The organism is Streptomyces sp. NPDC054786, from assembly GCF_053611685.1.
Genome location: NZ_JBSHAW010000067.1, coordinates 1 through 13,151, shown reverse-complemented (window position 1 = coordinate 13,151; position 13,151 = coordinate 1). Strand labels below are relative to the sequence as shown.

Genomic DNA, 13,151 nt, shown 5'->3' with positions numbered 1-13,151 from the left:
CGGCGCGAAGTGTATGTGTCAGCCCCGTACACAGCTCAGGAGAAGAGGATGAGCAACTGGGCGGAAACGCCACCCACGATGCTCACTGCCAGCAAGCCGATGATGAGGGCGCGGGTTCCCGAGCCCAGCGAATGCCGCCAGGCGTCACCGAGCGAGGGACCGTTGCTCCGAGGCCAGTTCGCGCCCCAACAGAAGATGCCGAGACCGAGCAAGGCAAACCCGAAGAAGGCCAGCCAGGTCGAGTAGCTGACCTTATGGAGGTTGGCCGGTGTGTATCCACTGCCGAAGACGGAGCCGGAGCCACGGTGCTGCACGGAGGCCTTGGTACCCCGAGCGTCGTCTCCGAGGAGGTGGGAGACGAATGTGTCGCCGTTGCCGACGTCATCGGTAGCGAAGGAGACGTGTGCGCCGTTGTCCACGGTCTTGCCGTCGTCGGAACGGAACGTGCCGTCACAACCCGCCTTCTTCCTCTTATCGGTTGCGTCGCCGTGGGAGCCGTATTGGGTGGTGTCGGTGAAGACCTGCTTACAGCTCCGTACTGTGAACACGCCATGCTCACCGATGAAGCCACCGGCGTTCACCGCCTGGAAAGCGAACCAGGGAGTGGCCCCCAAGAAGCCGATGATGAAGAGGAGGCCCAGCCCGCTGCGCTCACGGAGCGGAGTTCTGGGCGTCGACTTCAGCTGGCGAGAGGGAGGCGCCTGAGGAGACTGAGGCGGGTACGACACAGTGGGGACCTTTCACGGCAGCGTTCCGAGCATGCGGCCGATGTGCGGTACCGAAGCCGCGCGCCAGGCGGGAGGGGTGGGCTGTGGAGACGGTGTGTCGTCTGTTCCCCAGCACGGCGGCGACCACCGTACACCGGTAGGCTTATCGAACCTACGTGACGCGCAGCCAGCAACAGGGGGACTCCATGGCAGGTTCCGGGTACAGCATCGATGCGGACACCCTCAAGGAGCAAGGCAAAAGGTTCGCCCGCATCTCCTCCGACTTCGGCTCTGCCGGCGAAAAGTTCGACAGCAAGGTCAGCGAGTGTGAAGCAGGCTGGGGGAGCGACACGGAAAAACTCATCAAACCGATCCTCACGGCCTACACCGAGGTAAGTAGGGACATTCGGTTGGTTCTGCCCGTTCTCCAGAAGAAGCTCGGCGAGCTCGGGGTCAATCTCAACAAGATCGCCAATGACTACCAGGCTGCTGAACAGGAGCAGATCGCCACCCTCAAGCGGGTTGCGCCCGAGGGGCACTCCTAACCCCCTTCCCATCCTCTTTCCGGCTCGTTTCGGCTGAATTTCAGCGAAATCAACAACACCTATGCTTCTAGGGGGAGTTCGCCATGTCGATCGTGTTGCCCGTCGAGCTCGATTGGCTCTTGGATCTGCTGGGCTTCGACTGGCCCAATCTCGACGAGGACAAGATGTCGGAGGCGGCGGAGGCCTGGCGCACCTTCGGTCAAGCCTGCGACCAGTGCAAGAGCGACGGAACGTCCACCGCGAACAACGTGCGCAGTTCCAACTCCGGTGAAGCCATCGACGCCTTCGGGGAAGCCTGGGGCAAATTCGCCGATGACGGACTCCTCGCTGTCGGCTACTTGGACGCACTGTCAGGTGCGGCCGAGGTACTGGCATTCCTGCTCGATTTCTGCGCAATGGCCATCCTGGTGATAAAGATCGCCATCATCGCTCAACTCATCGAGCTTGCCATCGAGTTCGCAATCGCCCAAGCGACGGCTGTGGTCAGCCTCGGCACCTCCGAGGCCACCTTTGCCGCCCGGGTCGTGCTGGCCAGGACGATCGTCCGGCGGATCCTGACGGAAGGGGCGGAGAAGATATCCGCCAAGGTCGTAGAGGCCTTGGAGCAGAAGGTGGTCAAGAGAGCCGGAGAGATCTTCGACGAACTCTTGAAAGCAACGGCAAAGTCGGTCAGAAAAGAGGCCGAAAAGCAGCTAATCAAAAACGTCACAGGCCAACAGGACGGCATCGACTTTACGGGCCTGGGGGTAGCGGCGGTCAACCCGACACTGAAGCCGATCGCGGGCCAAATCAAGCCGGGTGAGAACGGCGGGTACGACTTCAAGACAGGTGGTGCATTTAAGGTCGCCGAGGGCGCCTATCACGAGAGCCAAGGGCTCGGGATGATGGCGGGAGGCGATTTTTCCGGCGGTGCCAAAAAGGTATGGGAAGGGCACGAGGAAGCCGTTAAGGGCGTCAGGGACACCTACGAATTCGGCACAAAGAAGCGGCCGGAGCCGGACGAGGAGGAACCGACGGCGCCGAGCCCTTCAGGCGGAGGGGGCCCGGCTCCCACCCGGCCCACGCCTGACCCCGCTCCGACCCCGCCCACGCCCCCCGCGCCCCCCACCACCCCCAGCGGCCGGGACGAGGCCAACCGGGCCCGTAACACCTTCGGCTGACAGGAACCCCACGATGCGTAACAGCAACAGCAATTCCGGCGCTCTCGGTGAGAGTGACTACCCCATCGAGGAGAAGGACCTCACCGAGGAACAGAACGAGCACCTCACCAAGTCCCTGCGCGCGGTGCGCGACAACCCCAACGCCCCTTCGGCGCTGAAGGAGTTGGCGCAGAAGATGCTCAGCGGTCGGCTTCAGCTCAAGGATGTCTTGGACGACCCGGCGGGACAGCGCGCGCTGGGTGCAGGGCTTTCGCCGCTCAGGGATCAGTGGCGGTCGATGTCTCCGCGGGAGCGCCAGGTGGTCCGGGAGCGGGATTCTGACGAAGATGCTCCGCGCGGAGACCTCGACGGCCGCCGCGCCCCTAGGCGCTGATCCACGTCGGCGGGTTCCGCCTGACTGAACGGTTCAACGGCCTTCTCGACGAGGGGCTTTGCTCTACCTGAAGGTCCCGCATCCTGTCATTCGGATGCGGGACCTTCAGGTAGGCCCGTAAAAGCTGGATGGCGCAGGGGGTGGCGCCGCCGCACCTACCGCCGACAGGGCCGACCGTCACGTCCACGGACGGGGTGTACGTGCGCCCGTCGGCTCACGCGGGATGCCCACAAGCGGGCGGCGGCCTGGCAGCCCTCAGGGCAACAGCAGCCAGTCCGCCGCGAGTGCCGCCGCCAAGCCGACGCCCAGCAGCCAGGTGCCCAACCGGGTACGCCCGTTCCGGCTGAGTTCGATCACAATGCCGCAGAGCACGAGCGCGGCGCCGTAGACCCCGACCACCAGCACCGACGTACGGGACGCCAGGCGCACCACAAGCACCACGGCCATCGCGGCCATCAGAACCGAGGCCAGGACGATGCGTATGCGTCGCGCCTGACGAGGCGACAGTCCCACCCGGCTGCCGAGGAGGGACTCTTCGGACTCGGGAGCATCCTCCCCACCGGTCTCTGGCGCGTCGTCTATACCGGTCTCGGGTGCGTCATCCATGAGCGGAAATGCTACGGGAAGGATGATCGCCCGTGCGCAGTGGCCGCCGGGCCCTGACTCCAGCCGCTCGCGCAACGGACCTGTCCCCCGCATAATTGACCGTTCACGCACCAATACTTGAACATCCCTTTAGCGCGCACACGAGGTCCGACCCGGCTCCGAGATTCACCAAATATTCACTCACACCGAGTCGGCCCAACTCACCACAAATTCCACCGCCTTGAATAGCCGCGAATCACACCGAGCCGCCACATCTCCACTTGACATGCCTGTGTTCAGATCGCCTAATCTGGGATGGTTAGAATCGCGCCAGGAATCAGCGTTGACACACTGGAAAACGGGGGCAATCGTGGCAGGCAACGCATTTGACGTAGATCCGGATGCCCTGCGCACGCAAGGCACCGCGTTCGTGCACATCGGCATGGATTTCTCCAAGGCATCCAAGAAGCTGCAGGACGACCTCGAAGGTCTCGGCAGCCCCTGGGAGAACTGCGACTTCGGCGACATCTTCGAAACGATCTACACGCCCATCAAGGACGGAATGTTCAAGTCCATGGACTCCCTGGGCGAACGTCTCGAAGGCATCGGCGACAAGCTCCAGCACATGGCCACCTCGTACACCGAGTCCGACGAGCAGGGCATCCACACCATCAGTGCGGTCGGCCGCCCGGTCATCTGACCCGATCCACCGCCCATGGTCCCGGAGCGAGGACCTGAGCATCGCTCCACCCTCTTCACTCCAATTCCCACTCTCACCATTGCACTCAGCAATCGGCTACAACTGCACTGCACGGGGGACGATCACTGTGTCATTGACGCTGCCAAGCGAGGTAGCCTGGGTCCTGGACCTCCTCGGCTACAACTGGCCGGACGCCGACGAGGACAAGCTCCTGGAATGCGCCCAGACTTGGCGCAACTTCGCCGAGTCGGTCAACCAAGCCTCCTCCTCGGGCTCTTCGGCAGCCAATGAAGTCACCTCCGCCAACACCGGCGAAGCGGTCGAGGGCTTCACCAACGAGTGGGGTTCCTTCTCCGGCGGCGGGGACAGCGGCGACAACTACCTTCGGGACGCGGCCGCCGCGGCCGAGGTGATCGCCCTCGCCTTCGACGCGGCCGCCATCGCCGTTCTCGCCGGCAAGATCGCGGTCATCGTCCAACTCGTCATGCTGGCCGCCGAGATCATCGCCGCGCAGGCCGCCGCGCCCTTCACTCTGGGCCTTTCCGAACTCGGCGCCGCCGGCGCTACGCAGGCGACCCGCCTGATCGTCCGTCAGATCCTCGACAAGATCAAGCGCGAGGTCATGCAGGCGGCCACCAAGGCCATGGAGCACGCCACCATGGACGCCATCAAGAAGATGGCGAAGAAGGCCGTGTCCAAGGAAGCCCGCAAGCTGGCGAGGGACTACGCCAAGAAGACGGTCAAGGACACGATCAAGGACACCGTCAAGGAAAAGGTTGTCGACGCGGCCAAGGAGAAGGCCAAGGAAGCCGGCACCGAAATGGCGCAGAACGTCGCGGAGCAGGGCATCGAATCCCACTTCGGCGAACGCGACGGCATCAACTGGGGTGAAACCGCCGACATCGGCAAGAAGAAGGCCGGTGAATACGTCGACGGCATCAAGGAAGGCGCCAGCGACCTCACCGACCCCAAGACCTACGTCGACCACGCCAGGGACGACCTCACCGATCGCGGCCTGAACGCCGCCCAACGGCACGCCGACGCGCGCACCGGCGGCGCCGCCACCCGCCACCAAGGCGCCACGGACGCCGCCAAGGAACACGTAAAGGGCAGCGTCCAGGACGTCTTCGGCTAAGCCAGCTCCCACAGGGCCGCTGCGACCTCACCACCGGGTGGGGGTGCAGCGGCCCTGTCGCTTTGCCCCCCGCGTGCCGTCGGCCAACTCCCGCCAATTCACGCTGACTTGGCCCACCGACTCCCGCACACACACCGACTGCGCACGCACCGACTTCCTGGCCCCTTTCCCCTTCCCCCTTCGGCCTCTTGGGCTTCCGCGCCTCTCAGCGCCCTGCCTCACGCATCGCCGCGTCGTACTCCGCCCAGACGGTCTTGCCCGGCCCACCCAGCCTCGGAACAACGCCCCATTCGGTGCCGAGGCACCCAACGATCAGCAGTCCGCGACCGCCCTCCGCAAGCACACCGCCGCAGTTCGCCCTGGGCGTCCTCTCCCCACGCGTATCGGACACCTCGACTCGGAAGCGGAGAGTGTCGTGAGTGTCCGCCGCCGTGAATCCCGTGGAAACCGCGAGAACCGTCAGACGTAGCGCGAAATCCCGCCCGGGGACGTGGCCGTGCTGCACGGCGTTGGCGGTGAGTTCGCCGGCGATGGCGGTGACGGACTCATTGATCTCGCTGTTGTAGGGGAACTCCCACTCGTCGAGACGGTGCGACACCAGACGGCGAGCAAGCCGAGCACCACGCGGGGTGGAGGTGAACCGCATCGCGAACTCGCCGATTTCGGCGCGGGTTTCACTGGGCCGGGAAAATACCCCGGAAGAGCCGACTGTGCTGTTCATGGACCCAACTCTCCCGTCACCGACATACCTTTGGCGAGGAGTAATGCGCTGACCACGGTGCGTTGTACGCACGGGGGAAGTGCGGGTACGCAGCGGGGGCACGACCCCGGAAGGCGGCGGACGTGGAGAACATGACCGGCACGGACGACGACGGCCAGCAGGCCGAGTACGAGCCCGGATCGGGGATCTTGCTGGTGTTCGGGCGCCAGCTCAAGCGCTTACGGGAATGGGCGGGGATGGAACGTCCCGAGTTCGGCGCGAAAACGGGCTACTCCCCCGCCACCATCGCCTCGTACGAACAGGGGCGCCGCATCCCGCCGCCCAAGTTCATCGACAAGGCGGACGAGGTGCTGGGGGCGCACGGCGTCCTCGTGGAGATGAAGGAGGAGGTGGCGAGGGCCCAGTATCCGGCGTTCTTCCGGGATGCGGCACGACTGGAGGCCAAGGCCGTCGGGCTTCACGTGTACGCGACGAAGGCGGTGCCGGGACTGATGCAGACGGAGGAGTACGCACGCGCGGTGTTCACCATGTGGCGGCCGCTGCTGGACGAGGAGACCGTCGGACAGCGGATCGCGGCACGACTGGAGCGCCAGGACATCTTCGCCCGGGGGCCGCTGCCCACCATCAGCTTCGTCATCGAAGAGCCGGTGCTACGCCGACCCTTGGGTGGATGGGCAGTCATGCGGGGCCAGTTGGAACAGATCCTCCTCCGTGGTCAACGCCGTAACGTCGAGATCCAGGTGATGCCCACCGAGCGAGAGGAGCACCCTGGACTGGATGGCCCCTTCACCTTGATCGAGACGCGTGACGGGCGGAGGATCGCCTATGTGGAGGCGTACAAGGACAGCCGCCTGCACGCGGACCGGAAATCGGTCCGTGAGATCGAGGAACAGTACGGGATTCTCAGAGCGCAGGCGCTCACGCCGCGCGAATCGCTGGCTTTTGTCGAGAAGTTGCTGGGAGAAGCATGTACATAAAGGAGACAGCGCAGGCCATGCCCGAGTTGACCTGGCACAAGAGCAGCTACAGCACTGGTTCGGGCGGCGAATGCGTCGAGGTCGCATCTGGCGCCGCTGCCGTGCACGTCCGCGACTCGAAGGACCTCACCCAGTCCGCGCTGACCATATCCCCCGCTTCCTGGGCCGCATTCGTCGACTTCGCCATAGCCCAGGCAACCTGACAACGGGCACGGCGGCGGCCTGCCCTCCGAGGCGCGAGGGGGAGGGCACCGCCCGAACGCCCTTCCCTTCAAACGCATTGGGGTCCGCAGCCCGAAGGCTGCGGACCCCACACATTTCCGCTACTTTCCCGCTTGCCCTACATCAGAGCCCTACCGGCCGGGCGGCTGAGTGGGCGGCGCCGGCGGGTAGGAACCGGGCGCGCTGGGCTGCTGCTGGTACGGACCCTGCGGGTTCGGCACGAAGCCACCGGGGCCGCCGGGCCCACCCGCACCACCAAAACCACCGGGGCCGGGCGGCGGGCCGTTACGCCCGTTCTTCTTCTTGGTCACCACAACCACGACCAGGATGATGACGAGAACGACCAGCACGCCGCCGACAATGCCGATGATGGCGCCGGTGCTCATGCCTTTGTCACTGTTGATCTTCGGGTTGACGCCGTTGTTGCCGGCTGCACTGGAGGGGTCGGAAGACGTGCCGCCCTTCAGCGCGGGGAACGGACCATCCTTGGAACCGGCGGGGACATTCTTGGTCAGAGCGCTGTAAGGCTTGATGAAGCCGTAGCCGTAGTGCGGGTCCGGAAGCTTCATGTCTTGCTTGTCCACCGGGATACCGGCCGTCTTGATCAGGCGGTTCGCGATCTGGCCAGCAGTCAGGTTCGGGAACTTGGAACGCAGAAGGGCAGCGGCGCCTGAGGCGTAAGCGGTGGCGTCGGAGGTGCCGTTGGCCAAGCGGTACTTGCCGTTGACATCCTTCACGGGGCTGGCAGACCTGATGTACACACCCGGGGCAGTCAGCTTGACATGGGAACCGTAGTTTGAGTCGTCCCAGACGTAGCCATTCTTATTTACTGCTCCCACTGCGAGAACGCCTGGTGCCGCAGCCGGATCCTCAGGAGTACCTGATCCCTTGTTACCTGTACCAGCAACTAGGAGCACGTCATGCTTGCGGGCGTAATCGATGGCCTGCTGTTCCTCTGGAGTGGCCTGCTCGCCGCCGGTAATGAACGACATGTTCACTACCTTCGCACCCTGGTCGACTGCATAGCGCAACGCCTGCGCATATCCAGTTGCCCCAAATTTCGGGACGGAGTCAGGGTCCGGCAGATCGATTGCTACCGGGAGAATCTTGGCGTCTGGAGCCAACCCCTTTACGCCCTCGGATCCACCAGGCCCATGTCCGTGCCCAGCGATGAGCGAAGCCATGGCTGTGCCATGCTCTCGGTCTTCGTAGGCATGATCCGCCGTCCCACCGGAGATGAAGCTCTTCCCCGGGAGCACGTTGCCTTTGAGGTCGGCATGGCTGCCATCCACCGGGTCGTCGATGACAGCGACCGTGACGCCCTTACCCGTTGAAATCTTCCAGATCGACTCAGCATCGAAGTTCTTCAACGGCCACTGGTCGTTTCTGATCTGGTCTGCCGAAGCAACCGGCGCGGTGCCGAAGAGCAGTGCCCCCGTAACTACCGCGCCGCTCACCGCACGCAGCGTCCGCGTGAAGCTCATGCCATTACACCTTCCTCACAGAATTGGGGCCCGCAGCCTGAGAGCTGCGGGCCCCAAGCGTGTCTACCGATTGCTTGTCCGGCCGTTCCTACTCGATGACCCGGGGAGCCACATTACGCTCCGTCGTCCAGGTTTCCTCATCTTCCACGAGGTAATCGGGACGGTTCCCGTCGTTCCCCTTGCCCTCGCCCTTGGCACCCTGGGCGCCGTGAGCGCCGCCCATCATGCCTGCCGGGCGACGTCCGCCGCTCGAACCGCTGCCGGCAGCGGTTCCTCCTCGGCTGCGGTGCAGCCCGGATCCGCCCTGAGCGCCACCGCTGGCCTTGCCACCGGACGATCCGACGATTCCGCCCTTCTGGCGAGCTTGTGCACCACCGGTGCTGGCGCTCGCACGTCCTCCGCCCGCGCCCTTTCCGGCACCACCGTGCGCGCCGCCCATACCAGGCATACCGGCACGGCCGGTTCCGGACTTCGCTCCTGCTCCTGCCGCGCCACCGGTTCCGGACTTCACACCACCGGCGCCACCGGGTCCGGACTTCATGCCGCCCGCTCCCGCGCCACGGACGGGCATACCACCGCCGGGCATACCCGGCACGCCGCTGAGACCACCACCTCCTGCGCCACCACCGCTGGGCATGTGAACGCCGGCACCGCCGCCAGCGCCGCCAGCGCCGGGCATCTTGACCCCGGCACCGCCGCCACCACCCTGGAGCCCGTCCAGACCAGTCGTCACATTGGGCGTGTGGGGCTTCATCGAACCCACTCCGCCACTAATGCCCGGCTGGTTCGGCATCTTGGGCGTCTCGGGCATCTTGGGGGTGGGGGTGGACTTCATGCCGCGCGTGGGGATCTTCATGCCGCCCCCGCCACCTCCGAGCCCCCCTCCCGGCCCCCCCATGCCAGGCATGGGCATGGGCATGGCGCCTAGACCGTTCGTGGGGTCCTTGTGCTCGGGGATCTTTTCGTCGATCTTGCCCGGCATCTTCAGAGACGACGCCCGGACTACGTACGCCGTCCCGAGGTTCTCCATGGCCACAGCAGCCTCAAGCCGCTTCGTCTGGTGGCCCGACAAGTTGTCCTTGTTGGCTTCAAGGACTCCTTCGGTGCTTGCGCCTGACTTCAGCACCTTATTCAGATCGTCGTCGTCGATCTGGTCCGACCAGGGCATCTCACCCCAGACATCGTCGTCCCAGTTCCAGCCGTCGTCGCTGATCGGCTTGACCTTGTCGACGGCCTTCTGAAGGTCCTGAGCCGTCTGCCCCATGACCTGCGCGGCGTGGGTGGCGTAGGGAGCTCCTCGGGTGAAGTTCTGACTGATGTCCTTAGCTCGCTTGCCGAACTTCTCCGCCGTATCACCGTGCCAGGACTCCAGCACCTTCTTCACGGCGTCCTCGAACCGCTTCTGGATGCCGCCGCCACCTTCACCCGGCCCGACCAGCAGGTCGTGAAGGTCTTGCCAGTGCTGTGCAACGTCCCGGACCTGCTGGACGTTGGCGCCGTCCAACATGCCCTTCAGGCCGTCGAGATCGTGCTCATTGAACTTGGTTGTGAACGTTTCCCACGTGTTGCCACCCGTGGGAGCACTGCTCGCGTCTCCACCCATCAGTGGACCCCCTTCTCCTTCACCTACAGGTCAACCGGTGTGCTGCCAACATCACTTCATCTTGTTTTGGTGCTCGGCGTCCGTGTAGGCGTCCTTCGTCTGCTTGGACTTTTTGCCGAAATCGTCGATCAAACCCTCGATCTTGTCGACGATCTGCTGCTGGATGAAGTCCTTCATCTCGTTATGAGCCTGGTGCATCTTGGCCCGCTCATCAAAGCCCTTCCCCAGCGCGCCCTCAGGCAAGTAAGTCTGGTTCTTGGCCTTGTCCTTCGGACCACCCATGTCCTTCAGGACCTGGTTGAGTTCCTTCACCAGTTGATCGAGCGCGTCAAGATCGACGCCATATTCCTTACCCATGCTGGGCCTCCCCGTGAGTACTCAGTCCGTTCTTGCGGCGCCAGTCGCGGATGGCGACCGAGGAGCCGACGACCGCGGCGACGGCCAGGAGTCCGCCGCCGACAATGTAGATGGCGATGCGACCGCGCCGGTCCTCGGCGGTTTCTCCGAGAGTGGCGACGGCCGGCTCGATGTTGGAAGCGCCGGCCGCGTTGGTGGCCTTGTCCGGCGTGGGCGGACCGGTGGGCCGCGTGTCGTCGTTGAGGGCGGCGACCGGGTTGATGACACCCCAACCGATGTTGTTGTCGCGGTCCTTGCGTACGCGGTCCGCGGTCTGCTCCAGGTGGGAGATGATCTGCGCCGGGCCCCACGCCTCCTTGTCGCCCTTGTGCTTGGCGATCAGGAGGGCCGCGGCACCGGCGGCGTACGGTGACGCGAAGCTGGTGCCCTGATCGACGCAGTTGCCGCCGGCGGGGACCGTGGAGACCATGTCGACGCCGGGGGCCGCGATGCCGACGAAGGACCCGGGCTGGGAGAAGGGCGCGCGTTCGTTGTTGCGGTCGGAGGCGGCGACGGCCAGGACGTTGTCGACCTCGTTGCTGAACGCCGCGGGGTAGATGTTCTTCTCCGCACCGCTGGCGCCGCTGTTGCCGGCCGAGGCGACGATCAGGGTGCCGGCGGTCTCGGCCTTCTTGACCGCGATCCTGAGGTTCCCCAGCCGGCTCTCGCTGGCGGCCGTGCCCTGCGAGATGTTGATGATGTCGACCTTGGCTGCCACGGCGTCGTTGATGGCCTTGGCGAGGCTGTCGGCCGTACCGGTCTGCTGATCGCTGGTCTGCTGGTACGGGATGACCTTGGCCTTCGGCGCGAGGCCGTAGAAGCCGGACGTCGGGCGGGGGCGGGCCGCGATGATGCCGGCGACCTTGGTGCCGTGGCCGACCTTGTCCTGGGTCGCCTTGCCGCCCTTGACGTAGGTCTTGCCGGAGCCCTCGATGGCGTCCTGGAGCTGTTTGTTGCCCTTGTCGACGCCGGTGTCGATGACGCCGACCCGTATGCCCTTCCCCTTGCCGCTGGCCCACATCTGGTTGGTCAGCAGGCGCTGGAGCGACCAGGGGGTCTCTTTGATGTCGTCGGTGCCGAACTTGCACTCACCGCTCTGCAGCGGGGTGTTCTCGTCCGCGACCGCCGGCGCGGCGGTGGCACTCGACAGGCCGACGATGCACGCCGCCGTGACCAGTGCGCCCGTCGCTCGGCGACGGTGCCCGGCTCGTTGACCAATGGCGCGAGATCCCACGGGTTGTCTGCTCTCCATATGTGGCGGATGTGGTGGCTGGGGCGGCGAGGGGTTTGGATGAAGGGAGGTGAGGAAGTGGTGGAGAAGGGGGAGGTGTGGTGGTGTGGTTGCCGGTGGGGCAGGATACGGACGGCAGAAGGGCGAGCGCACGTACAGCGCGCTCGCCCTCAATCACCACTGTGCGAGCCGTCGGGGGCTGCTCAGCCGTTTGCCGTCCGTACTCGCGTGATGCGAGGTCAGCCCGCCCAGATACCGGCGTTCTTGTGCTCGGTGCCCTGGTAGTTCTGCGCGGCCGTGTCCAGCGCCTTGGCGATGGCCTCGAGCGTCGAGTGCAGAGAAGCGGCGCGCTGGTCCCACTCACGCTGGCGGGCCTGGTAGCCCTCCTGCGCGGCACCTTCCCAGCTCGCGGCGATCTTCTTGACGCCCGCCTCGAGGTCGTCGAGCTGCTGGCGGATGTTGTTAGCGGTCTGACGCACGTCAGAACTTGCCTGCTGGATCGTCGCAAAATTAACGAGGATCTGGCCTGACATGGTGTCTCCTCAGGAGTTGATGATGCCTGGTCGATTCACTAACCGCAGCGGACCAGCCCGGAATCGGCTGGTCGGACTGCGGCGGCTGGGCCGTTGCGTCGCGGTCAGCGACGCGGCCCCATCATCCGAACGGGGAAGCCGAGGCGGAGATGTGCGAGATCGACTGAGCCTGCTCCTCTTCGGAGGCGGAGTAGTTCTTGGTGGTCGAGTCGATCGCTTCCTTGATCTCGCCAAGAAGCTGGTTGATCCGGTTGCCGTCCTCGTTCACCTGCGACTGCAGCTGGTTGTACGAGGAGGCCGCCTGGCCCTTCCAGCCCGACGTGATGGTGTCGACGACCGTGTTCAGACGCGAGAGCTCACCCTGGATCGCCTGGTTGACCGAGGAGATCTTGCCGCTGAACGCGACCATCTCCTCCTCGGTGGTTGTGTACTGCTGACCAGCCATAGTCAACGTCCCCCATGAGACTCGTACGTCGTCCGCGCGGTGCCGACGAGGCCTGTGCGCGGCTGGCATCTCCTGCTGACGCCATCTGACACATTACCCACTCCATACGCCTGTTCCCAACAGGGGGAGGGGTCTTGTGACGGGATCACAACATTGTCAACTACGCCTCGCCCATAAGGCGTTCGCTGATTCGGACGACGCAGCGGACGGATTTGGTGGATTTGGCCACTAAATGATGGTGCGGACCAATGGTGAAAGGCAAGGGGTTAACGGCAATAGGCAGGAGGCGAAACGGCCGGAGGGGCCGCATCCGGACCGCGAACGGTTCCGGATG

16 protein-coding genes are annotated in these 13,151 nt (G+C 64.9%); 7 read left to right on the top strand and 9 right to left on the bottom strand.

All coding sequences use genetic code 11. The annotated features are described in order from the left end of the window. Window positions 1–35 precede the first annotated feature (35 nt). A complete protein-coding gene (locus tag ACWGI6_RS35915) occupies window positions 36–614 on the bottom strand; it encodes a hypothetical protein (protein WP_453271383.1) in 579 nt (192 codons plus the stop codon). 269 nt (window positions 615–883) lie between these two features. Here ACWGI6_RS35915 and ACWGI6_RS35910 point away from each other — a divergent pair, with 269 nt between their 5' ends. From ACWGI6_RS35910 to ACWGI6_RS35900, 3 genes are all read left to right on the top strand, one after another. Beyond that, window positions 884–1,252, top strand: a complete 369-nt coding sequence (locus ACWGI6_RS35910) for a WXG100 family type VII secretion target (protein WP_453271382.1) — start codon at window positions 884–886, stop codon at window positions 1,250–1,252. An 83-nt stretch (window positions 1,253–1,335) separates the two neighbouring features. After that, window positions 1,336–2,412, top strand: a complete 1,077-nt coding sequence (locus ACWGI6_RS35905) for a WXG100-like domain-containing protein (RefSeq protein ID WP_453271381.1) — start codon at window positions 1,336–1,338, stop codon at window positions 2,410–2,412. 13 nt (window positions 2,413–2,425) lie between these two features. Then, window positions 2,426–2,785, top strand: coding sequence for a hypothetical protein (locus ACWGI6_RS35900; protein ID WP_453271380.1), 360 nt, complete (start codon window positions 2,426–2,428; stop codon window positions 2,783–2,785). A 255-nt stretch (window positions 2,786–3,040) separates the two neighbouring features. On the opposite strand, the gene ACWGI6_RS35895 is transcribed toward ACWGI6_RS35900, so the two are convergent. After that, window positions 3,041–3,391, bottom strand: a complete 351-nt coding sequence (locus ACWGI6_RS35895; RefSeq protein ID WP_453271379.1) for a hypothetical protein — start codon at window positions 3,389–3,391, stop codon at window positions 3,041–3,043. 349 nt (window positions 3,392–3,740) lie between these two features. Between ACWGI6_RS35895 and ACWGI6_RS35890 the strand changes: the two genes are divergently transcribed. Together ACWGI6_RS35890 and ACWGI6_RS35885 are read left to right on the top strand one after the other, a co-directional pair. Beyond that, window positions 3,741–4,070: a WXG100 family type VII secretion target gene (locus ACWGI6_RS35890; protein ID WP_453271378.1), complete on the top strand. Its 330-nt coding sequence runs from the start codon at window positions 3,741–3,743 to the stop codon at window positions 4,068–4,070. A 127-nt stretch (window positions 4,071–4,197) separates the two neighbouring features. Continuing rightward, window positions 4,198–5,205 carry a WXG100-like domain-containing protein gene (locus tag ACWGI6_RS35885; RefSeq protein WP_453271377.1) on the top strand — a complete coding sequence of 336 codons (1,008 nt, stop codon included), beginning with the start codon at window positions 4,198–4,200 and terminating at the stop codon, window positions 5,203–5,205. A gap of 205 nt (window positions 5,206–5,410) precedes the next feature. Here ACWGI6_RS35885 and ACWGI6_RS35880 read toward each other — a convergent pair whose 3' ends face one another. Then, window positions 5,411–5,926, bottom strand: a complete 516-nt coding sequence (locus ACWGI6_RS35880; protein ID WP_453271376.1) for an ATP-binding protein — start codon at window positions 5,924–5,926, stop codon at window positions 5,411–5,413. Between the two features lie 131 nt (window positions 5,927–6,057). On the opposite strand from ACWGI6_RS35880, the gene ACWGI6_RS35875 reads away from it, so the two are divergent. Together ACWGI6_RS35875 and ACWGI6_RS35870 are read left to right on the top strand one after the other, a co-directional pair. Beyond that, entirely contained in the window at window positions 6,058–6,903 is an 846-nt protein-coding gene (locus ACWGI6_RS35875) for a helix-turn-helix domain-containing protein (RefSeq protein ID WP_453271400.1), read from the top strand. A gap of 17 nt (window positions 6,904–6,920) precedes the next feature. Next, window positions 6,921–7,106 (top strand): DUF397 domain-containing protein, encoded by a 186-nt coding sequence (locus ACWGI6_RS35870; protein WP_453271375.1) that lies wholly within the window; start codon window positions 6,921–6,923, stop codon window positions 7,104–7,106. Between the two features lie 150 nt (window positions 7,107–7,256). On the opposite strand, the gene ACWGI6_RS35865 is transcribed toward ACWGI6_RS35870, so the two are convergent. The 6 genes from ACWGI6_RS35865 to ACWGI6_RS35840 form a co-directional block, all read right to left on the bottom strand. Next, on the bottom strand, window positions 7,257–8,609 hold the full coding sequence (locus tag ACWGI6_RS35865; RefSeq protein ID WP_453271374.1) for a S8 family serine peptidase: 1,353 nt from the start codon (window positions 8,607–8,609) through the stop codon (window positions 7,257–7,259). Between the two features lie 88 nt (window positions 8,610–8,697). Continuing rightward, the gene (locus ACWGI6_RS35860) at window positions 8,698–10,212 is read right to left on the bottom strand and encodes a hypothetical protein (protein WP_453271373.1); all 1,515 of its coding nucleotides are present in this window, start codon (window positions 10,210–10,212) and stop codon (window positions 8,698–8,700) included. Window positions 10,213–10,263: 51 nt separating this feature from the next. Beyond that, window positions 10,264–10,569: a hypothetical protein gene (locus ACWGI6_RS35855; protein WP_453271372.1), complete on the bottom strand. Its 306-nt coding sequence runs from the start codon at window positions 10,567–10,569 to the stop codon at window positions 10,264–10,266. Further along, on the bottom strand, window positions 10,562–11,842 hold the full coding sequence (locus ACWGI6_RS35850) for a S8 family serine peptidase (RefSeq protein ID WP_453271371.1): 1,281 nt from the start codon (window positions 11,840–11,842) through the stop codon (window positions 10,562–10,564). The genes ACWGI6_RS35855 and ACWGI6_RS35850 overlap by 8 nt, the downstream gene beginning before the upstream one ends. Before the next feature lie 236 nt (window positions 11,843–12,078). Then, window positions 12,079–12,372 carry a WXG100 family type VII secretion target gene (locus ACWGI6_RS35845; protein ID WP_453271370.1) on the bottom strand — a complete coding sequence of 98 codons (294 nt, stop codon included), beginning with the start codon at window positions 12,370–12,372 and terminating at the stop codon, window positions 12,079–12,081. A gap of 121 nt (window positions 12,373–12,493) precedes the next feature. After that, complete coding sequence (locus tag ACWGI6_RS35840; protein WP_453271369.1) at window positions 12,494–12,817, bottom strand: WXG100 family type VII secretion target; 324 nt, start codon at window positions 12,815–12,817, stop codon at window positions 12,494–12,496. Between the last annotated feature and the right edge of the window lie 334 nt (window positions 12,818–13,151).